Source organism: Streptomyces sp. NPDC001156 (genome assembly GCF_053598275.1).
This window is the reverse complement of sequence record NZ_JBSFJX010000029.1, coordinates 40,375-61,429: the sequence shown is the minus strand read 5'-3', so window position 1 is coordinate 61,429 and position 21,055 is coordinate 40,375. Positions and strand designations below refer to the sequence as shown.

General features: G+C 67.2%; 12 protein-coding genes and 1 pseudogene. 1 reads left to right on the top strand and 12 read right to left on the bottom strand.

Features of this window, described 5'->3' with window-relative positions; all coding sequences use genetic code 11:
- Position 1: 1 nt before the first annotated feature.
- Positions 2-283, bottom strand: a complete 282-nt coding sequence (locus ACWDA7_RS17160; RefSeq protein WP_450605123.1) for a hypothetical protein — start codon at positions 281-283, stop codon at positions 2-4.
- A gap of 611 nt (positions 284-894) precedes the next feature.
- On the opposite strand from ACWDA7_RS17160, the gene ACWDA7_RS17155 reads away from it, so the two are divergent.
- The gene (locus tag ACWDA7_RS17155; protein ID WP_450605122.1) at positions 895-3,576 is read left to right on the top strand and encodes a serine/threonine-protein kinase; all 2,682 of its coding nucleotides are present in this window, start codon (positions 895-897) and stop codon (positions 3,574-3,576) included.
- A 90-nt stretch (positions 3,577-3,666) separates the two neighbouring features.
- On the opposite strand, the pseudogene ACWDA7_RS17150 reads toward ACWDA7_RS17155, so the two are convergent.
- From ACWDA7_RS17150 to ACWDA7_RS17100, 11 genes and pseudogenes are all read right to left on the bottom strand, one after another.
- Positions 3,667-5,759: pseudogene (locus ACWDA7_RS17150) on the bottom strand (DEAD/DEAH box helicase).
- A gap of 250 nt (positions 5,760-6,009) precedes the next feature.
- Positions 6,010-7,758 (bottom strand): ATP-binding protein, encoded by a 1,749-nt coding sequence (locus ACWDA7_RS17145; RefSeq protein ID WP_450605121.1) that lies wholly within the window; start codon positions 7,756-7,758, stop codon positions 6,010-6,012.
- Between the two features lie 27 nt (positions 7,759-7,785).
- A complete protein-coding gene (locus ACWDA7_RS17140) occupies positions 7,786-8,112 on the bottom strand; it encodes a GIY-YIG nuclease family protein (RefSeq protein WP_450605120.1) in 327 nt (108 codons plus the stop codon).
- A 44-nt stretch (positions 8,113-8,156) separates the two neighbouring features.
- Positions 8,157-8,627: a hypothetical protein gene (locus ACWDA7_RS17135; protein WP_450605119.1), complete on the bottom strand. Its 471-nt coding sequence runs from the start codon at positions 8,625-8,627 to the stop codon at positions 8,157-8,159.
- 609 nt (positions 8,628-9,236) lie between these two features.
- Positions 9,237-11,579, bottom strand: a complete 2,343-nt coding sequence (locus ACWDA7_RS17130) for a UvrD-helicase domain-containing protein (protein ID WP_450605117.1) — start codon at positions 11,577-11,579, stop codon at positions 9,237-9,239.
- A 57-nt stretch (positions 11,580-11,636) separates the two neighbouring features.
- Entirely contained in the window at positions 11,637-14,291 is a 2,655-nt protein-coding gene (locus ACWDA7_RS17125; protein ID WP_450605115.1) for a hypothetical protein, read from the bottom strand.
- Between the two features lie 155 nt (positions 14,292-14,446).
- Entirely contained in the window at positions 14,447-14,911 is a 465-nt protein-coding gene (locus tag ACWDA7_RS17120) for a DNA phosphorothioation-associated protein 4 (RefSeq protein ID WP_450605113.1), read from the bottom strand.
- Positions 14,911-16,968, bottom strand: a complete 2,058-nt coding sequence (locus tag ACWDA7_RS17115) for an AAA family ATPase (RefSeq protein ID WP_450605111.1) — start codon at positions 16,966-16,968, stop codon at positions 14,911-14,913. Before ACWDA7_RS17115 ends, ACWDA7_RS17120 begins: the two co-directional genes overlap by 1 nt.
- On the bottom strand, positions 16,965-17,129 hold the full coding sequence (locus tag ACWDA7_RS17110) for a hypothetical protein (protein WP_450605110.1): 165 nt from the start codon (positions 17,127-17,129) through the stop codon (positions 16,965-16,967). Before ACWDA7_RS17110 ends, ACWDA7_RS17115 begins: the two co-directional genes overlap by 4 nt.
- Before the next feature lie 47 nt (positions 17,130-17,176).
- Positions 17,177-19,327, bottom strand: a complete 2,151-nt coding sequence (locus ACWDA7_RS17105) for a DEAD/DEAH box helicase family protein (protein ID WP_450605108.1) — start codon at positions 19,325-19,327, stop codon at positions 17,177-17,179.
- Positions 19,327-21,045 carry a hypothetical protein gene (locus ACWDA7_RS17100; protein WP_450605106.1) on the bottom strand — a complete coding sequence of 573 codons (1,719 nt, stop codon included), beginning with the start codon at positions 21,043-21,045 and terminating at the stop codon, positions 19,327-19,329. Before ACWDA7_RS17100 ends, ACWDA7_RS17105 begins: the two co-directional genes overlap by 1 nt.
- Positions 21,046-21,055 lie beyond the last annotated feature (10 nt).

Genomic DNA, 21,055 nt, shown 5'->3' with positions numbered 1-21,055 from the left:
GCTACCAGCGGGGCTCGGTGCCCTGGGCATCGTCAACGTCCCACACCGGCAGGATGCCCGGGTTGCCACTCTCCTGGTGCATGAACCGAGCTTCGTTGTGGAAGCGCTGCCTGCGTGTGTCGTCTCCGTGGATGTGCTTGACCACACCCAGGCGGCCGGTCGCCCTCTCGATCCCCTTGCGTAGGAACTTCTTGAACCGGTTGCCGGGCAAGAGGGGTCCGTCGTCCTCCCAACGGGAGGTGTCGTACTTGTGAGGGGGGTGCTGATCGGTTATGCCTGGCATAAGCGAAAAGGGTATGCCTTCGAGGCCAGTTCGGAAGGCAAATAGCCAACCGGAATGAATGATGTCCAGTTGGCCAGAGGATCAGCCGGGGTCGCCGAGGAAGGCGGAGGAGGTGCACGGCTGTCCGCGTTCGACACACTGTTCACTCTCGTACCGGCCCGGGCTGGCTGCATCTGACCGGCATCCAGACGCCCGTCCTGGCCTCCGGCAGGCTCATCAGTGTCGATGCTGGGCCGTCGATGGTAGCTGGGGCGGCTGTTCACCGCGCAGACAGTCCAGCCGTCGGGCACAGCCACAGCCAAAACACCGACATTTTCCGGCGCGACCGCGTCGTCTGCTCTTCTCCGCCACGCCGAAAAGCCGCGATCACCGCGGGGCCCGCACCCGCATGCCCCGTGCAGGACCGGCCGCCGAGGCAGAGGCAAGGAGCCGTGGACGGATCATACTCATCGCCCTGCGAGATGCGCGAGAATGAGCCCTGGCGCACTGCGCTATGGGCATAGTTCTGCAGCGGGGGTCTCGGGGTGGAGGATGAGCGGCAGTTGCTGGCTGAGTACGGCCAGTGGCGGGGTGGTGATGAGCTGCCTAGGGCCGAGCAGTACAAGCAGTGCTTGGACATCGTCAGCGCCCTGCTTCGGAGGACAGACCCGGACGCACGGCAGAACGAGGGCGGAAGCGTCTTCGAGCACGGGGGTCACCGCTACACACTGCGGGTGATCTTCGAGGATGCTCCTGGTCAGAAACTCTTCGTCCCGGTAGGTGATATTCCCGGACGAAATCCGCATCTGGGCCGGTGGGTGCTGCTACTGGCAAGGAGTTCTGGGGGCCAGCTTTCCTCGCAGACCCTGGCCAAACTACCCGAGGATGCGGTTGTCCTTGACCAGGACCACCTTGAGGCGGCGATCGCTGGCCTCCAGCCGCTGGCAGAACTGGTACATGCTGCCTATCTCAGGGGCAAGTTGTTCACACCTTTGACGGACCTACTAGTCCGGGACCCCGGTCCCGAACCTTTTGGGATGACACCCTCGGCGCATTTGGTCAGCCCCGTCTCGGCTGCGGCGCAGGCGGCGTCCGGGGTATCGGCCCGACTCCTGCTGGTCGGCACAGCGCAGGCGGTGCGCCCGCTGGGCATGGCCTATAGGAGCGAGCAGCTTGTCCTTACGACTGAGCGGGGCGTTGCCGAGGTCGACACGGCTCGGGGTTTGTGCCGCTGGTTGCTGCCCCTGCCCGGCTGCTACGGCTCCCCTCTCGTGCGGCGGGACGGTTCGTTCCTCGTGTTGTGCGGCAGCGCGCTGGTGCGCTGGCACCAGGGGGCGCTGACCGTGGTCGCTGGTGCATTCGAGCCCGGCTCTGTCCTGTTGGCCGGGCCTGAAGCAGAGACTTGGGTGCTGTCCGGTTCTGGTGCGACCTTCGGCGCCGGTGCCAGCGCATCCACGCTCGCGCTGACCCGCGCCGGAGAAGCTCTGGGGGGCCAGTTGCGCTATGCCGTCGGGTTCCCCGCCACCGTCTTGTCAGCGGGATGGCTGGAGCAGCGTCGGTTCTTCCTGGCGGCCAGCGGGTCCTCCACCGTGGTCGATCTAGGCCGCAGCACCGGTGTCGGCTCCCGCGAAGAGTGGATCGATACTGCTGGTCACTACCCCGCCCATTTGTTGGTGACAGGGAGGAACAGTGTGGTGACCGCGTCGGCGGATGGCTCGGGCAACCGCGTCAGCGTGTACCGAACTGATGTCCTTGCGGGCACTAGCGAGTGCCTGGCGGAGGCGCGGCTGGGTGACGTCTTCGGTTTGACCCAGAGCCCCGACGGGTCGGCCTACCTGCTCGGCTCGGTGCCGACCAACGATCCCCATCTGGTGCAGCCCGTCGTGATGCGCATCACCGGACACCGGCCACGAGCAGAGTCTGCCGCTGAGCCCGCCGTCCAGACTGCCCTGGCAGGGGTATCACCCGTGCTTCGACTGCCTGCCTACGAGCAGGTACGGCAGGCAGCTCGCGGCACCCGCGCGGACTACGCCCTGGAACGGCTCCCGTTCGACGGCGGCGGCCAGGGCGAAGTCTTCCGAGCCACGCACAAACCGACAGGCGTCGTGGTCGTCTTCAAAAGGCGCAGTTCGTCCTGGTCCAAGACTATGCGCATGCACCGGGAGATTGAGATAGCCCAGCGGCTGGGGGCAAACCCCCACGTTATGCCCGTGCTCGACTTCTCCCCCGACCACACCTGGTTCGTCATGCCACTCGCCGAGGCCACCGCGGAAGAGCGGCAGATGGAACTTCAGAGGCCTAAGGAACTGCGTGCCTTGGTCGACGCTGTTACTAGCGTGCTCGCCGAGGCACACGCTCACGGCACCGGATGGCTGCACCGGGACATCAAGCCCGCCAACATTCTACTCTTGGACGGCCGGTGGAGGCTCGCCGACTGGGGGCTCGTGCGTCGCCCCCTTGGCCAGACCACCGAAGCCAATCGCACTGGCGCCGGACTGGGCTCTCCCGGCTTTGCCGCCCCTGAACTGTCGGTGGACGCCCATCATGCCGGTTTCGCCAGCGACATCTACAGCCTAGGCCAGGTCATCGGCTGGATCCTCACCGGTCGCGCCCCACAGCCCAACGTGCCGCTGCTGCCGCCGCCATCGAGCCCGTGGCGCAGTGTCGTACGGGCTGCCACCCACCTCGACCCGCGGCTGCGGCCGCAGACCGTCGCGGAGTTCCGGGCTCTTATCGAGCGCGAGCTCGACGAGCCGCCGCAGCTGCCCATCGAGCGGGCCGAGGCCCTGCTGGCCGAATCACCGACCGACCCAGCAGCCGCAGATGCGTTCTTGGACCTGATTGCCAGCAACCCGGACGACTACGAGCTCTACCTGCACATCCTGCCCGAGCTCGCCTTCGAACACGCAGCGCCCGCATTGTCCCGTCACCCTCAGCAGGGCATCGACCTGGCGCGTGCCATGGCCGGCCATGTCCACGGCGACGGCAGGAACCGGGTCGAGTTCTACGAAGCCGACCGTGCCGTCGCCTGGCTCCACCGCGTGGCTGCCGACGCCGCCCGCACTGAATCCTGGGACCTTCTCGACGAGGCAATTCGTGCCATGTGTACCTGGGATGGCGCCTGGGACCAGTGGCAGCCACAAGACGACATCAGGCCCTGGCTTGGCTCCCTGCACGGGGACGCCGCAGGCATCGCTGCCGCCGGACTGCGCGACCACCCCGACTGCGCTCGGCATTTCTCTTCCCTCGCCGAAGACCGCACCGTCGACCGTAGGATCCGCAGCGCTATCCACGTGGCAACCGCACAGCGGTAACCATCCGCCCGCCCGCCACGAAGTCACTGCCGCTCCATGCCAGCGGATCCCCGACTACGCCCACCGCCCAGCCCGTACGACCGCGTTGTTCTAACCGGCGACGAAGCGCACTGGTTCCATGAGCGTCTGGGCAGCGTGATCGAGGTCGGCGAGGCGTGCGGCCAGGGTCGCCCCGGCGAGGCGTTGCGGCAGGGCGGCGCTGAACTTGAGGCCGTTGAGGGCGCGGGGGTCGACCTCGGGGAGGCAGAGTCGGTCGGGGGCGTCCGCGGTGGCTTGCTTCCAGATGTGTGGGGTGAGGTCGGAGCGCAGCCGCACGTACAGGTCGTTGCCTCGTTGCAGGGGGTCTGCGATGCCGGCGAGGGTAGCGGCCAGGGTGACGTTGGCGCGGTGGCCAGCCCACGTCCACCACCGCAGGTCCTTGCCCGCACCATCGCGGATGATCACGTTGCCGCCGGGGTGAACAGTCTCCGTGCCCTGCTCACGCAGTTGTGCCAGGGCGCTTTGTGCGCGCTGGGTGAGCGTGGTCGGCGGGTCCTCGCCGAGAAGGACTTCGCGGGCGGCGCGGGTCAGGTCGTAGGAGGACATGGGCAGGCCGCCGCCGTTCCATTTGGCTTTGCCACCGCCGTCGACGGGTTCCACGAAGCAGCGTTTGCGGTTGAAGTCGATGTAGGTGACCTGCCAGCTGCGGCCGGCAAGCAGCAGGCGTCGCGGTCCGGCGCACTCCTCGGTGAGCAGGGTCGGGTCGGTCTTGCCGATTTCTGTGCGCCCGTTGAGGACGGTGAATTCGGGGTCGGCGGTAAAGACGGCAGTGAGGTTCATGAAGTGCCGGTGACCGAAGCGGCGTTCGGCTTCGGGGCCGATGAAGAGCATGCCGCCGTCCTGGTCGAGGTAGCCCTCGCTGACCAGGTGCCGGAGGATGGGCTCGGCGCTCGGGCCGAAGGGGGCGAGGCCGTCCCACCATTCCTGCCAGAGCTTGTCGCCGATGCGGTGTTCTTGCAGGCACAGGGCGAGGATCTGCTGGGCGACGATGTGGCGTGGCTCGGGCGGGGGCACGACGGGTTCGACCCAGCCCCTCGACCACAGCAGCAGCAGAGCGGCGGCGCAGAGCAGACCGCTTTCGTTGACGGCCAGGAAGAGGCAGTTGCGGGTGGAGCCGGGGCGTCGTCCGGTGCGTCCGATGCGCTGGAGGAAGGAGGCGACGCTGCTCGGGGCGTCGATCTGGATGACTCGGTCCAAGTCACCGACGTCGATGCCCAGTTCGAGGGTGCTGGTGGAGACGATGACGCAGTCGCGGGCGTCGGCGAAGGCTTCCTCGGCGCGGCGGCGCTCGTCCACGGATAGGGAGGCGTGGGAGAGGAAGGTGGTGATGCCCTTGGCGCACAGGCTTTCGCCGAGTTCTTCGACCTGGCGTCGGGATTCGCAGAAGACCAGGCGTTTCTCGCCGCGGTGGAGGGCGGCGATGACGGTGGCGGCGTTGTGGAGGGAGCCGACGTAGTCGAGTTGGACCTCGCCGGGTGGCGGCCCTGCGGGGGCGCCTGACCCGTTGCCTGAGAGCGTGTCGGGCTGGGCGTGCAGGTGCGGGGCGATGACCTGTGCGGGGCGGGTGCTGGCGGCTGCGCCCTGGAGCCAGTGCAGGAGTTCCTCGGGGTTGCCGACGGTGGCGGACAGCCCCACGCGCTGCACGGGTCGTCCGACAACGCGCTGGAGACGTTCCAGGACGGCCAGGAGATGCCAGCCGCGGTCGTCACCGGCGAAGGCGTGGACCTCATTCACCACGATCGTCCGCAAGCCTGCGAAGAACGCGTGGTGGTCCACATTCACGCTCACGAGCATGGATTCCAGCGACTCCGGCGTGGTCAGCAGGATGTCCGGACGCTGGCGCAGGATGGCCTTGCGCTTGGGCTGGGTGACGTCGCCGTGCCACAGGGCGGCGGTGCGGCCGAGCCAGGAGGTGTAGGTCTCCAGGCGGGGCAGCAGGTTGTTGAGCAGCGCCTTGAGCGGGCACACGTAGAGGATGGAGGTGCCGGTCCAGTTCTCGGCGGCCATCCGGGACAGCAGGGGAAGGTGGCGGCTTCGGTTTTGCCGCCCGCGGTGGGGGCGAGCAGCACGGCGTCGGTTCCGGACAGGAGCGGGTCGATGGCCTGGTGGGTGGCTTGTGCGTGGCTGCGCAAGATGCCGGCCAGTTCGGCGGCGCAGTCGTCGTCCGCGTCCAGCAGTACCAGGACGCCGGTTGGGCGCGGGGTATGGGCCTTGACGATGGTCAGGGCGTGGTCAAGCGGGTCACGCTTGAGCATCGGTCCCGGGGAACGCGATGCGGACGCTGGATGGTGCCGTACATGCAAGGCCCGTGGACCGAGTCGGCCTGGAGCCAGTGCCCACGCCCCGAACCGTGGTTCGGGGCGTGGGCTGAGGAGCGCCGGGAGGGCGAGGTGACTACTCCTCGTTGCGCAGCTCCTGCAGGTAGGACTGGGTGAACTGTCCCCAGTAGCTGCGCAGGTCGTCGAACTGGTCGGGCTTGGGGTGCATGTTCTCCGCCTTGGCGTACGCGAAGAAGAGGGTGTCGAGAGCGGTCTGTGTCTTGCGGATGAGCGCGATGAGCTCTTCGGGTTCCATGCCGTTGGCGCCATCGTCGGCGACGGCCTTGAGCCGGTCGTAGATGTCGCGGATGAAGGGGTGGCGGTGGTTCAGCTGGATGATTGCCTTGCCGTTGAGGTGGTCGATGTCGAACATTTCCTTGCCGCGCCATGCCCCGTCGACCAGAGTGAAGGGGTTCTGCTGGACCTGCTCTCGAACCTCCTCTGCCTTCTCCTGATCGTCGGAGACTCCCAGATCTTCTAGGAGATCCTGCAGGATCTGCTCGGTCTCCTCGTCGGTGAGCTCCTTGCCTGCCTGCCCCATGGGCGCAGTCTTCTCCGCGCGAGCAGCGGCCGCCGTCGCTTCGGCGTGTGCCTGTGCGGCGGCACGCTCCTGCGTTTCGACCTCTCCCCAGTGGCTGCGGATAGCGCGGCGGGCGGACCGCACCGGCCGGTCGAGCCACTGGCGCAGCTCCTGGCGGAGCTTGTCGACGGGGACGGCACCGCGCTTGACGTTGCGGACCTGGAAGAAGGAGTCGAGTTCGGCGGGAAATGTGACCTCGATGCCGATGTAGCGGTCAACCTTGTCGATGCCGGCAGGGAGCAGCTTGGGCACGATGTCGTAGTTGATCTCACGGCCGTTGCGCACCATGCTGATTTTTCCAGCGCTGTCCGGGATCTGGTATTCGCGAATATCCCGGCCGTCTCGGTCCTTGTAACCACCTTCGCCCGTCCTCCATCGGAAGACGGCGGGCGCGATAGTGACGGTGACGTGGATGGAGTGGCCGTCAGCGATCGGGATGTCGGACGCGTCGATCACCGTGCCGTGCATGTCCTCCTTGGGGTGCCGCTTGAGGATCCGCGGGTTGTCCAGGAGGAACAGCGGGTCGAAGAGGGTGATCTGCACGTCGTTGAGCTGGATGATCAGCCCCTGGTCCAGGAACTTGCGGTATGCCCGGGCGATGAAGTTGCGCAGGTCGGCAAGCTTCTCGTCCAGGCCGGTGCCGTATGTGCCCCCAGCAGTGAGCTTGTCGATCTTTCCGTAGATCACCAGGGTGCCGGAGTCGACCTGTGCCCCGTCAGGGTTGCGCATCAAGTGCTCGTAGGCGGCGGGCCACCCCGACACCTCGCGGGCCTCGATGTGGGTCTGCTGCTTCTTGCTGATTTCCTGCAGATCGAGGTAGGCGTGCCGGATGGTGTCGTCGCCGGCCAGCTTGGTGTAGACGTCGATGCGGCGACCGAGGCTGAGGCCGGCAAGCTTGAGGCCAACACCGAAACGGCCCAGGCTGCCCCTCTGCCCGTACCGGGTGCTGAAGCCCATGGACAGCGCGTGAGCGAGGATCTCGGACTTGATGCCCCGACCGTTGTCAGCGAAGGCGATCTCCTCGATAGATCGCTTCTGAGGGCCGAAGGTGGTCGCGATCTTTATGTGGGCTGCGCCGGCTTCGATGGAGTTGTCGATCGGCTCGCCGGCCGCGGCGGTGAGGTCGAAGCCGGAATCGCGCATGGACTCCAAGGCGGTGTCGATTTGGATGATGGCGGCCTGCGAGGTGTGGGTGGGCTGTGGGCCACCCGCATCGGGGCCCTGGAAGGTCGGCTTCATACTCATAGCAGTGGTCCTTTGAGGTGTTCTGGGTTACTTACGAAGATTCTTGGTTCGAAGCCGGCCCGTGAGCGTGCTGGCGAGGCTATCCAGGCAAAACGGGCACTTCGGGTTCTGGTGGTCGGGTCGGTCCGGGTGGAGGACGTTGGCCAGGTGGTGGCGGTACCCGTGGAAGAGGCTGCACTCCATGGCGAACGCCAGTTCCGGGGTGGGGTGTACGTCGTAGGTGAAGTAGTCGGCGCGGGCGGTGGTGCAGTGCGCCAGCAGCCGGCGACGCAGGCAGGTGTCGCTGCGTCCGATGTAGTACTCCGTGCCGTTGCGGAACAGCACATAGGTGCCGATCAGCTGGTCGGGAATCATGGCGCGTACCACCCAGGGGCGCAGGCGCAAAAGACGGGGAGTTCTCACGCCGCCACGACCTCGGCGGCATAGGCGCTACGGGCATGTCGACGAGCCCGAGATATCTGCTCACGCATCCGCGGAAGGGAGAGACCGCGCTCGGCAGCCAGGTCAGAGGGGTCCTGGTCAGCGCTCAGCTGTCGCAGCACGGTGCGCTGCGATGCGGTCAGCGCGTTCGTGGTCTGGAGCCACGCTCGCAGGTCGGTGGCTGCGAACTCCTCGTCGAGGGCGCCGGGTTCGCGGTACGAGTCGGTCTCGCTGATGGGAGTGACGGGAGCAAGGGCGCGGCGCTCGCGCAGGACAGTGCCAGCGTGTGCCCAGGCGCTGCGGACCTGGTGTGCGGCGGGAGCGTCCGAGTTGAGACGGATGACCTCGTCGAGGGCGCGGTCGATGCGCTCGAGATTGAAGGCGTCGCCGGTGTTTTTGGCGCGGCGGTACAGCAGTTTCAGCGCATGCTGCGCCTGCTCAGTGAGCATAGTGGTCTCCTAGGGTCTGACTGCGGCCCCCATGCGGTGGGACGCGGTCGATGTGGAGGATGTGAAGTTATGCTTCCAACTTAGCGCGCTTTCAAGCCTCCTGACGAGGATTCGGCGCGACAGCTTCATCTCTAGAGGGCGGCCTGGCCGAGCAACTGTTGCTCACGGGGCCGAAATTGGAGTTGGAGTGCGATACGCGCGCACCTCCGTCGACGGCGCTGACCGTGATCGCGCGGTTCCGGCGTGCGCCCCGCCCCTTACCTCCAGGGGGAGTTGCGGCATCGGCGTCAGCTCCGCCGTGTAGCCCGTCGTCGAGCTGAATGACTTCCCGCCGCGCGGGTGGTCGCCCGGGCGGTGCAGCTGCCACATGGGCCCTTGGGTAACACCGCGCCCGGCATGGTGGCGTCCCCCTGCAGGTGCCCCACGCGCAGCGGCTCCCGCGTCGGCGGGCTCCCTCGCGTCGGCAGGGAGGACGGTGGCCGGCACAACGTCTACCGCCTGCTGTCCGCTGCACCCCCGCGTTGGCGGGTGACCGACGGATGTCGTTCCGGGTCCACCTCCCGCTGCAGTTCGCCGCTGAGCGGGAGGCGCACCAGATTCCCCTTGGGGCTACTTGGGGTCGGCTTGCCCAAGGTCGGCGGTGGTCTTGGCGAGGAAGGGACTGGGATCGCCGTGCCAGGTGATGGTGAGGGCGTCCCGGGCGCGGGTGGAGGCGACGAACAGCATCGAGCGGGCTTTGCGCAGCTCGCGGCGGTAGCGTGCGGGGTCCTCGGTGCGATACCGCTCGATTGCCTCCATCCGGGGCACGAGCCTGTCGTTGGCGCCGACGATGAGAAGGCGCTGGTACTCCAGTCCCTTGAAGCGGGGCATGGTTCCCACGTGAACCGCTCCCCCACCCCGGGGGCCGTCCGAGGTCAGCTGGGCGCAGTCGAGGCCTGCTTGGGTGGCGAGGTGGTAGATGACTTGGCTGACCGTGTCGCGGTCGGGGACCGCGACGGCGATCAGACCCCCCTGGTCGTGTGCCGCGGCATTGTTGCTGGTGGCGAGTTCGTCGCGCCAGGTGCGCAACGTGGTAGCGAGGCCGTCGAGTTCCTCTGCCCAGGTGGTGTAGCCGCGCAGCTCGGGAACGGGGCCGTGCAGTACGGAGCGGTAGCCCGAGAGGGTGTCGGTTCCCTCGTCGAGGTCGTCGTATGTTTCGCCGGACATGACGGTCAGGGCTTGGGCGAGGATTTCCTTGGTGGTGCGGTAGCTCAGGGACAGTCGGGCGGAGCGGCCTCGGACGTTGATGCCGAGGGAGCCGAGGGAGACGTGGTTGTCGTAGACGCGTTGGTAGGTGTCGCCGGCGATGAACAGGTCGTTGTCGCCGGGGGCGACCATCGCCCGCAGCATCTTCCAGTGGGCGGCGCGTAGGTCTTGTGCTTCGTCGACGACGATGTGCTTGTAGCGGTGCTTGAGGTCGCTGATGGATGCGTCGGCGTCGCGGTGGATCAGGTCGCGGCCGCCGACCTGATCCTTGTACGTCTGGCGGGCGTGGATGCGGGCGGCGCGTTCCATCTCGTAGCGGGCGGCGCGTTCGGCGGCTTGGCCCCAGGTCTCGATGCCCTTCTTGTCGAGGCGGGCGGTGAAGTGGTCGAGGATCTTCCAGATGGCGGCTCGCTCGGGGCGGGTGAGGGGGTGCCCGCGGCCGGCTCGGCGCGTTTGGAAGTAGGCGGAGCGGGTGGTCACGGACTGGCCGAGGATGACCTGCTCCCACTCCTCCATGAGGAACTCGGGTTCCCACGCTGCCTGCTGGCCGAGTTCGGTGAGAACCGTGCGCATCTCGTCGAGGGCGGTGCGGTCATCGACGCGGCGCCTCGTGCGGCCGGTGAGCGCGTTTTCGGTGATGACCTTGTAGGCGAGCTCGTCGATGTGAGTGATCTCCACCCGGGCCATCAGGTCGGGGGCGCCGATGAGGTCGCTGAGGCGGGCGTGCAGGTCGGCGGCGAGGTTCTTGGTGAAGGTGGTCAGCAGGATGGGCTTGTCGCGGCCCGGCTTGAGCTGCTTGACGAGGTGGTGGATGCGGTGCAGGGCGACGATGGTTTTGCCGGTGCCGGGGCCGCCGGAGACCCGGGCGGGGCCGTTGTAGTCGCGGTCGACCAGGCGCGCCTGGGTGGGGTGGAGGAAGACCTTCCATGCCTGGAAGTCGCCGTCTTCCAGGACTTTTTGCAGGGCGTCGTCGACGGTGGTGACGGTGGTGCGGGCAAGGGCTGCGCCGAAGTCGGCGAGGTCGATCTTCTCGGGTGAGGCGACCGCGGCGGTGATTTCGGCGCGTACCTCGCCCGGGCTCATCCCGGCGGCCAGGCCATACAGGATGTCCTGGGACAGCAGGGGTGCTCCCGCGACCAGGCGGTCGAGGTCTGCGGGGTCGGTGAGGGTGAGGGCGAGGTCGATCAGCGGTTCGGCGACGCCCAGTTCGCGCAGCAGCTGCGCGGAGTGCCCGGCCAGCAGCGGGGCTGCCTGGGTGTCCGGCTCGATGTCGGGCTGCTCATCCGGTGCTGGGGTGGGTGCGGGGCTGGTGGTGTCCGGTTCGGCAGGGACGAGTCGGATACCGGCGCGGCGCAGGGCGTTTTCACCGACGACCGAGAGGTCGACGAACTCGATCTCTCCGGAGACGCGGTTGATGGCGACGGAGAGTTGCTCGTAGACGTCGCGGCGGTGGCGGACCGCGATGACCAGCCAGCTCTCGTTGCCGTGTGCGTCGCTTCCGGTGCGGGTGAGCAGGGCGCGGTAGGAGTCGTCGATCCGCGCGGAGAAGATCTGTGAGTCGCCCTTGAGAGCTTTGAGCTGCAGTCCGTTGCCGTGCGGGTTTTCCCGAAAGCGGTGGGAGAAGTCGTAGAACTTGGCCTTCACCGAGCGGTCGAGCTTGTAAAGCTCTTGCTCGGCTTTCTGATACAGGCTGAGCCGGGCAGTCATCAGGGGGCGTCTTCCAGATCGTCGAGGGGATTAGGGGGCGTGCCGCGCGGTGTGGGTTCAGCTGCCGGGGGCGGCGTTCGGGAGCAGGGTGAGCAGCTCGCCGAGGTGCGTGAGCCAGTCGGCGGCACTGCGGATGCTCCAGCCGGCGTCCCGGTAGGCGGCGTCGCGGCGCTTAGCTTCTGGGTGGGCGCTGGCGGGGGACGCCGAGGAGACGACCGCGACCTTGACGGCGTCCTGGTCCCAGGCGAAGTCGGCTGGCCAGCCGCTGTCCCCGAGCTCGTACCCGAAGATGGGCGCGGTCTTGCCGCGGGCGGCGACGGCGTGGACCAGGCGAATCAGGTCGGCTTCACTGTCTTCGTCGAGCAGCGGGATGATCTCCTCGTCCCACGCGGGGTCCCGAAACGCAGGCTGCTCGAGCGCAGCCTGCGTGTCGCTGGCCGGCTGCGAATCGGAGGGCGGACTGTGGGAGGGTATCGACGCGCTGCTGGGCTCTGGCGCGGGCGCCGGCGGAAGATGCGGCTCTTCGTCGGGTGCGACCGCGGGGCTGGACGCGGGCTCGTACTGCTGGTTCAGCAGTTCCACAATGTCCTTGTCGCCGCGTATGCGGAGGTGCGCGAGGACCTCATCCATGGTCGTCGCATTCTCGAGGCCGATGCGCCGGCCCAAAACGTGCGGCATGTCCTTCTCGGCGATCTGACCGGACAGGGCCATCAGGCGCAGGGCTCGCTGGGTATCCGTGAGAGTGGCTTCTTCTTCTGCAGCCAGGCGCAGCGCTTTGAGGTGGCCGTCCTTCGCCGTCAGGAACACGTGGTCTGCGTCGACTACGTCCATCCGTTCGAGCAGGACGCGCAGGGAGCCGCAGGTGGGCTGGTTGCGCCAGGCGAGTTGGACGGTGCCGACGTCGTGGGACAGTTCTACGCGGCCGCCGGGGGCAAGGCCCAAGTGGGCGGCGAAGCCCGCCGGGATGGGGAACCCGAATCCGCGCAGATGGTCCCCGTTGACGTCGAGTCGGTACCACCAGGTGCCGTGGCCGGTTTGGAAGCAACGGCGGGTCTGTGCAACGTCGCGTCGCGGCTGGTAGTCGGCTACGGCGGGGGCGGCTACGCGGACCCAGCCTCGCTGGAAGCGGTCGAATTCGGGGGCTGCGAGGTAGGTGTGGACGGAGTTCTCTGACACGTCGAACTGCGCGCACAGGGCGGTGACGATGTCCTCGACCTTGGCTTCGCCGCCGGCGGATTCGAGCTCTCGGATGATCATCTCGCGGATGCCGAGGTACTCGATGCCGCCCCACCGGCGCAGACCGTACAGATCACGGTCGCGGCGCAGGAAGCGGTCGTCGCTTTGGATCTGGTTGCGCAGGCTGGCCAGGGTCGTTCCGTCATCCAGGCGGGCTTGCAGGTCGTCCATGGACAGGGGGTGCCCCACCAGGGTGAGAACGGCTTCGGCCCGGTCGCTGATCGAACGGCCCCAGGGCAGCAGGTGCCCGTCGATGACGCGGAAGCCCTTGACCGCGTGGATCCACTCTTGCGCGGCGGATTCACGGATGCCCTGGTGCGCCAGCAGGTCCACGATGTCGGCCCAGGCGGGGGCCGACGACTGGCAGCGGTGGGTGAGCTGTACGCGGGTGTGCTCGAGGCGCTCGTCGAGATCACCCTGTATCAGCCAGCCGCTCGTCCAGGTGCGGTCGGGGAGCAGCGAGGCGATGACCTGCCACAGGGGAACGTCCAGCGCGGGGATGGTCCGTTCGTGGGCCGGGTGAAGTGCGCGCAGCTCTTCCTCGGTGGCCACCGGTCCCAGGCGTTCCTGGACGGCGAGGAGGTGGCCGAGGAAGGGCTGACTGCTGTCGGAGTGGAGCCATAGCTGGAGCTTTTTCTCCAGATCGACCTGGATCTGCCGGACGCGTTCGCGGCTGACCCCGAACTGCTCGCCGAGCATCTCCAGGGACATCCGGCTGGGGCCGAAGGTACGTGCTGCCGCCACGGCCAGCTGCCGTTTGTCCCAGTCGCTGGTCAAAGGGGCGAGCGCGATCAGCGGTTCATCCGCCAGGTTCGGCGCCGGCTCCATGATCGCTGGGGCTTTGGCGTGCGGCGTCGCCTCGTGCGGCTCGTCCGCGTTCCGGGCGGGGGCGTGGTTGTCCTCGTCCTCGCCGCCGCGCTCTTGGGTCCACGTGCGCAGCGCGTCCACGGCAGCGTGGATGGCGGAGGGGGCGTCGTGCGGGAGCAGGCGCGCCAGCAGCATGGTCGCCGCGTGGATGTCCAGGTCCGACTCGGCGACGGATGCGGTGGGTGATGCAGCGGGAGCGGGTTTGTTCAGGTTGCGTCCGCCGGTGAGGAAGGGGCGAAGCAGCGGCAGGACCAGCCGTGTGATCACCTCATCTGCCGTGTCGGCAGGTGCGTGGGACGCCGCGTGCTCGATCGTCACCTGCAGGTCCGTCTCCTGGCCCTCGGGGCAGAAGCACAGCTGGGGCAGTGCCACGCCGAGCGTGAGGTGCGGCCAGTAGGCGTGCAGGGCCCTCGCAGCGCGGTGGGCCACTTCCTCAGCGCTGGTGGTGGCGATGGCGTCGGTGAGCGGCGTGTGATTCCACCAGGACTCCGGCAGGCGGGCATCGTCCAGCAGCGGCCCCAGCTGGCGGGGGTCTGCCCAGCGCAGGGCTGGCAGCAGGTCAGCAAGCGCTATGCGCGGGGGCGACGTGGGTTCGATCGGGCCAGTCACGTGAGGTTCCACATCTCGTGCGTTGGGGTGGGTGTCACATCGATGGCCCCGGTCAATCGGGGCCGCAGCCGGTCACGTGGCTGCGTCGGCGGCGAAGCCGTGCGGCTTGCGGCCCGTAGGCGTGTGGCGCCGACGGGCCGGCCAGCTGCGTGGTGCTACCACTCCAGGGCGTCCAGCATGTCCTTGACGGGGTCGTCGTCGGTGGGCGCGGTGGGGGTGAGCGCATCCAGCACCAGCGAGCTGACGATGGCGACGAGATCGCGGCTGCCACGTGTGTTGATCTCTGCCTGGAGGCAGTGCAGCCCACCGTTGGCGTACTCCTCAAAGATCCTCAGTCGCTCGGCAAGCCGGTCATCGGCGAGGATCTTGGCGTCCTCGGGGACCTCGGCAGCGGCGATGAGGTCGATGAGGACATCGCCGTAGTCCCGGTTTTCGACGAGGGCGTAGCGGATCATTTCGCCCGACTTCTCGAACTGGACACGGCGTTCCTTCCTGCGTCCCAGGGCTGCGGCGAACAGCAGTGCCTCGTAGTTGGCGCGGAAGGGGCCGTCCTTGCCGGTGAGGAGGGCCAGCAGCTGCTCGTGTTCGGCCGGGCGCCGAAATCGGATCTCGACGGCCATCAGACGGTCACCTCTTCAAGGACGGTGTGGTTGAACTCGCCGTGGGAGACGTAGGGGTACTCGCGGCCGTGGATGGTGATGCTGTCCTCATCGGCGCCCGTGTTGGTGATGTAGGAGCGCAGCACATACATGCGTGAGGCTGCCTGTCCGAGGTGGTCCAGCACCATGCCGCGGGACTGGGACTTCGACAGCAAGGTGACGATCTGCGATGTCAGCTTCGGCAGGGATTCGGCGACGTCGTTTTGGTAGGCCACATCGAGGTTTCCGAACGGGGCGTCCATGACGACGGGATACACTCCCCCACCCCCCAGAACAGCGTCGGCGCTCTTCTGCTTGCGGTCGTGGGTCTCCTTGGCCAATTCGGAGACGGCGCCCACGAACGACAGGCCCAGGATCTGGTTTTCACCGGTACTGCGGGCCGCCGCCACGCCCGCCGAGTGGTTGATCAGTTCCAGGGCGAAGGAGGGGGTCAGGTTGGGGGTGAAGGGCTTGATGCAGATCCGCCCGAAGACGCTCTTGACCTTGTGATCGAGCTGCTGGCGGACCTCCTCGGTTTTCACCGTCAAGATCTTTTGGAAGGCGGTCAGGACTTCGTCGACCAGCTGGACCTGGCGTTGGATGCGCTTGGACTCCTCGTCCTGCACCTGTGCCGAGTGGAACTGCCGCCGCACCTTGTCGATCTGCTCGGCCAGCTCGGTCAGCTGTGACTTCGCTTCCCGGTGCTGCTGCAGGGCGTCCAGGCGCTTGCGGTCGAACTCCTTGCGCCGCTCCTCCAGGCGCTGGACGTCCATCACGTCGACGCCCTCCAGTTCGCGGGCGATGTCGCTCTCTTCGGCATCGATCTGCCGGATCGACGCTTCGATCTCCTCGATGTCGGCGACGCACTCCCGAAGTTTCGCCAGCAGATCCGCGCGGGCCAGGGTCAGATCGGCGGCCTTGCCACGCAGGTACATCCAGCGGGTCTCGACGTCGGCGAGGCCTGCGTTGTAGCGGCGTTCTTCCAACGCCATCCGCGCTTCGGATCCCTCGGGCAGCTCGCGCCCGCACATGCACAGCCCGTCTTCCAGCAGACCGTCGATGTAGTCGCGCTGGATACCCGCCGGCAGTTCCCGGCGCTTACGCATCCCTTCGGCCAAATCCAGCACCGTGTTGTCGATGCCCCCGGTGAACGCAAGAAAGCTGCTTCTGGCCAGGAGGTCCCGCTTCTTCTCCTGGCGCTCGTCGCGCTTGGCCACCAGCTCGTCGAGGCGGACCTTCAGCTTGGCGCGCTGACGCTGCAAGGGCGCCGCCTTGCCGTTGGCCAGGAGCGCCCGGTTCGCCGCCTCCACCTCGCGCTCATACCCGCCTGCGATCTTTGACAGCTTGAGCAGCTGATCGTGTACGTCCAACCGCTGCTGTTCCAGCTTTTCCTGCTCGGCCATCAGCGCCTTAAGCCGCCCGTCGCCGTTGCTGCCGACCTGACGGCTCAGCTTGCGGGAAGCCTGCGGCAAGTGGGTGCCGATCGCCCGCTCGATCTCCTCCAAACCCATCAGGGTCTTGATCGCCTGCTTGACCTCGTCCGTGCGGTCGCCGGTGAACATGCGTTCCATGCGCTCGCCGTTGAAGAAGAAGAACTGGCGCAAGCCCTCGGGGAGGATCTTCTGTATCCGGTCCTGGCCGTTGGTGACGGTGGTGCTGACCCCGTGCTCGGATTCGGTGACGGTGAGCTTCGCCGTCACATCGATCTGCTCGTCGGTGTTCTTCGTGGTGGTGACCGCACGATGCACCGTGAAGTACAGGCCCTCATGCTCGAACTCGACTCTCACCGAAGCACTGACCGTTCCACCGAAGGGGGTCTGGGCCCAGGCGTGGTCGTTGATCACACGCTCCTGGTGTTCCACGTCGTCGGAGAAAGCCCCATACAGCGCCCAGGTGAACGCGTTGAGCAAGGTGGTCTTGCCCGCACCGTTCATGCCGAAGATAAGGATGGCCGGCTTGTCAGGCGCAACCTCAAGGTCCAACTGCTGGGTGCCGTAGAAGACACGGAAGTTGTCCAACGTGAGCTTGAGGAGTTTCACTTGGCCAGCTCCTTGGCGGCGCGGACGATCTCATCCGTGAGCAGGGTCGGGTTTTTCACGTGCAGGTTTTCACGCTCGAGCTGCCACACTTTCGCCACGAGCTTCCTCGCCTCCGGCGACAGACCGTCCATGATCTCTTTCAAGCTGTCCGTCGTTGCCATGTGCCTCTCCCCACGTCGGGCTGTACTTGCGTCGTCTGTCATGTGCTTTAGGTGTCCAAGAGCCCGTAGCGCAGGCGCAGCGGGCGCAGGATGTCCAGGGTGTGTGCCTCGTTGTCGGCGAGGTGGGCGAACTCCGTGACCCGGGCCAACTCGCGGGCGACCATGCGGCGTTCCGTCTCGTGCTGCAGATCGCTCGCCCCGTTGGGGGGGACGACGATGAAGTCGATGATGTCCGCGCGTTCCTTCCCCGGGGCTTTGCGCAGCACGCGGCCGCGCCGTTGAATGAACTGCCGCGGGTTGGAGGAGCTGGCGAGCAGGTAGGCGGTGCGGGCGGCGGGCACGTCCACGCCTTCGTCGAGGCACCTCATCGACAGTAGGACCTGCAGGTCGGTGCCGGCGGCGAACTGGCGCAGCAGTTGTTGGCGCTCCTGCCGCTTGGTTTCGGCGGTGTAGGGGGCTGCGGGCATACGCAACTCGCTTCCGACCATCGACAGCGCTTGCTGCAGTTGGGTCGGCTCATCAAGGTCGCCCCGCTCGTAGGCGAGGGGGTGGCGGCCTTCGGCGCAGTACAGGAGTTGGTACCAGTCGCTGCGCCGCGCGGTGATCTCGCGGCGCAGGGCGGGAAGTTTGGCGCGGGCGTGCCCCAGGATGTTGGAGCGTTTCCGCAGCAGCTGGCCAAGGGGGCTGTCGTCGTCCGTATCGTCGGAGAAGCCCTGGGCCGCGATGATCTTGGCGATCTTCTCGGTCACCTCCGCGTACAGATACCCCTCCTCGTCGTCGAGTTCGACCAGAACGGGAGTGTAGGTGTAGCGGCACAGGGCGCCCGCGCGGATGGCGTCGCCGATGCCCATCTCGAAGACGACGTCGCCGAAGTAGTCCGTGAGTGCGGCGGTGCCCTGGTCGTCGAACCAGCGCTCCGGCGTGGCCGACAGTCCCAGCCGGTAGCCGGCCGAAGCAGGAAGCTTCTCCCGCAACCGTTTGGCGCCCAGGTTGTGGCATTCGTCCGCGATGACGAGAAGGCGACCGCGGTAGCGGGCCAGAATGGACTGCAGCGGGTCGGCGGCGAAAGTGGTGTTGGTGGTGACGATGACGCCGCCGTGCGCCGTGCCCAGCGCCAGGGCGTCCAGCAGCGAGGACGCCTTGCCGTACCAGCTGTTGGTGGACTCATACGCGCGGATGGGCTGCATACCGAACCAGGCGATGTCCTTGGACCATTGATCGACCAAGTGCTGATACGGGGCGATAACGAGGGTCAGCAACCCTTGGCCGCGGTTGTGCAGCATGCGGGTCAGCTGCGCCGCGGCGCACAACGCGGTCAGTGTCTTGCCGGTGCCGGTGGCCATGCGCAGGATGCCGCGGCCACCGGCTGCAAACCAGCGTTCGACGGCCTGCTTCTGGTAGTCCCGCACGGTCAACTCACTGGGGATCACCAGCCGCCCGGACGTCTCCGGGCGGGGCAGGGTGATGACGGCACCATCCAAGAGCGGCAGCTCGGGCTCGATCTGGTGAGCGGTGCGCTTCCCGCATTGTTGAATGACCGTTTTGGCGGCTTCGGTGAAGTCGATCACCCGCAGCAGCGGAGTTTGGTCGTCCCACAGGTCGTCGAAATCCTGGCTGATCCGTACGGCACGCGAGCTGTCTGCCGGCTCCCATGTGCGAAAGACCTCGATGGACTCGAAGTTGCCGACCAGCCCGGGCATGGTCTCATTCGCGCTGCCTTTGAACGCGACCAGGTCGTGTCCGTCACGGAAGATGCCGATCTTCTCGTGGTAGATGCCGACCCGGTCGCCAGAGCTGATGTAGGCGAGCTTGATGTCGAGCCGACCCTCGGCGATGAGCAGGCCAAGTTTGCCCAGCCCGCTCGCGGCCCGCGGATCCTGGGCCGCCTGCTCGAGATCGCGCAGCGCCGCCTGCTCCAGCACGACACGCAGCTCGTATCCCGCCTGGATCTGCTCCACGTCCTCGGCGCTCAGCTGAGGCGAGGCGATGATCCGCATCGCGCCGCCACGAGCGGCGAAATCATCCAGTCCCTGGCCCAGCACCGCCAGCACCGAGGCGCTGAAGTATCCGACCGCGCGATCGTAGGAGGTGGCCACGGCCAGGGCAGGGGCGTAGAAGTCGCGGACGATGTCGCAGCGGTCGCTGCGATAGTCGGCGCCCAGATCCGCCGCGCGCAGCATGCCCTCGTATCGCGTCATCACAGCCCCATGAGATGGATCAGGTCGTCGGAGGACGGCCCGTCATCGTCCGGGCTGTCCCCGTCGCCGCCACTGGCCGCCTCCTGCCCGGTTTTCTCCTCGCGCCTGACATCGCTGAGCCGGCGTACCACGCCGTCCCGGGAGGTGAAGGGAGGGGACGACGCGGTCACGCGCACGCTGGATGCGGCGATGGTGAACTCGCGGGTCAAGATGGCGACCAGCTCATCGGTAGGGATCGAACCGTTAGCGAGGTCCACCTCCTGCGCGATGAGCTCCTTGATGGTGGTGTAGGGGCGCAGACCCCACTCGGTGAGCGCCCAGGCGTTCACGTCGCTGCGCACGAACCGGGAATCCCTGGGCAGTTGGGCTTTGAGCGAGCGGATGTTCACGTCGGGGCCCATGCGCTCGACCAGCAGCTCCCCCTCCAGGGGGTGGCCCGCCTCGTTCAGCACAGTAAGGGCGCGGTCGGTGAGGGTTTTGCGTCGCGAACCGTTCTCGGCGGCAGCATCGGCACCAGATATGTCGGCAAGGTCCGCAGTGGTATCGCCGGCAAGGACATCATCGTCGGGCAGTTCCCAGCTGTCGGCTCCCGCGACGGCTTCAAGGGTGCGTGCCAGCAGCGACCGCAAGGGCTCGGGCAACTCCTCGCCATCGCGCAGCAGGTCGGCCAGCTGCTCGCCCGGGCGATGCTCGTAGGCGAACGCGCGGAGCTGCTCGAGGACGTCCACCACGTCCGGCATCGCGTCGTGGGACGGGGTGGGAGCCGACAGGGCATCCTCATGTGTGGGGTCGGGCGACGTCTCACGGACTTCGTCAACCGGTGCGGGTTCGGTGGCGGGGCGTGGCGGAGCCAGGACATAGTCACCCGCCACCGCAGGGGCACGGATGTGATCCGTGGTAGGCGGTACGGCTGTATCAAGCTCGACCTGCTTCTCGCCTACCAAGCGCAGCCCGCAGTAACGCAGCCACTGCTCGGTGGCTTTGAGGGGGCGACCGGTGTCTTCCAACAGTCGCGTGGTCGCTGCCAGCGACAAGGAATCTCCCGGTTCGAGTGCGAGAGCGTTCCGGGTGAGTTTGCGTGCATGCGCCAGCGAGCCGCTGAACAACCAGTCCCCGTCGCTGCTGCCCGACCAGTGCAGAGCAAGCAACAGCTCGAGCACCCTCACCTCGCTGCCGGGCAGCCGGGCAGCCAGCCACGGATGGTGGTCGATCAGGTCACTGCGGGTGATGGGAGTCTGGGTCGCGGAGTCGAACAGCCTCACCGCGGAGGCGAGCCCCGCCGACGTGAGCGCCGCGCTCTGCAGCCGCTGGGGCAGTTCGTCCAGCAACCGCATCATGAACGGCCGCATGGTGCGGTAGCGGGCGGCCAGCTCGTCGACGGGCATCGGGGTCGGTGCACACAGGTGCAGGGTGATCAGATCTTGCTGTCGCGCGTCCAGATCAATGAACCAGCTGGGGATCGCATGGTCGGGTGCGGTAGCCGAAGGTGATGACCCTGGTGGCGGGAGCGGGGAGTCCTGAGCTTGGTCCCCCTGCGGGAACAGGCAAGCGGTACGTACGAGAGCGGCAAGGATGTCACGCTTCGTCTCAACGCGGACCTTCGCCAAGTAGACGATGTTCAACGGGGTCAGGTGCCCCACCTCGCCGAGCGTTCCCCCGCCTGCCGCCTGCAGTACGTCCAGTGCCTTGGCGTCCAACTCCAGCTGGGCCGTTGGCATCTGGTGCGGG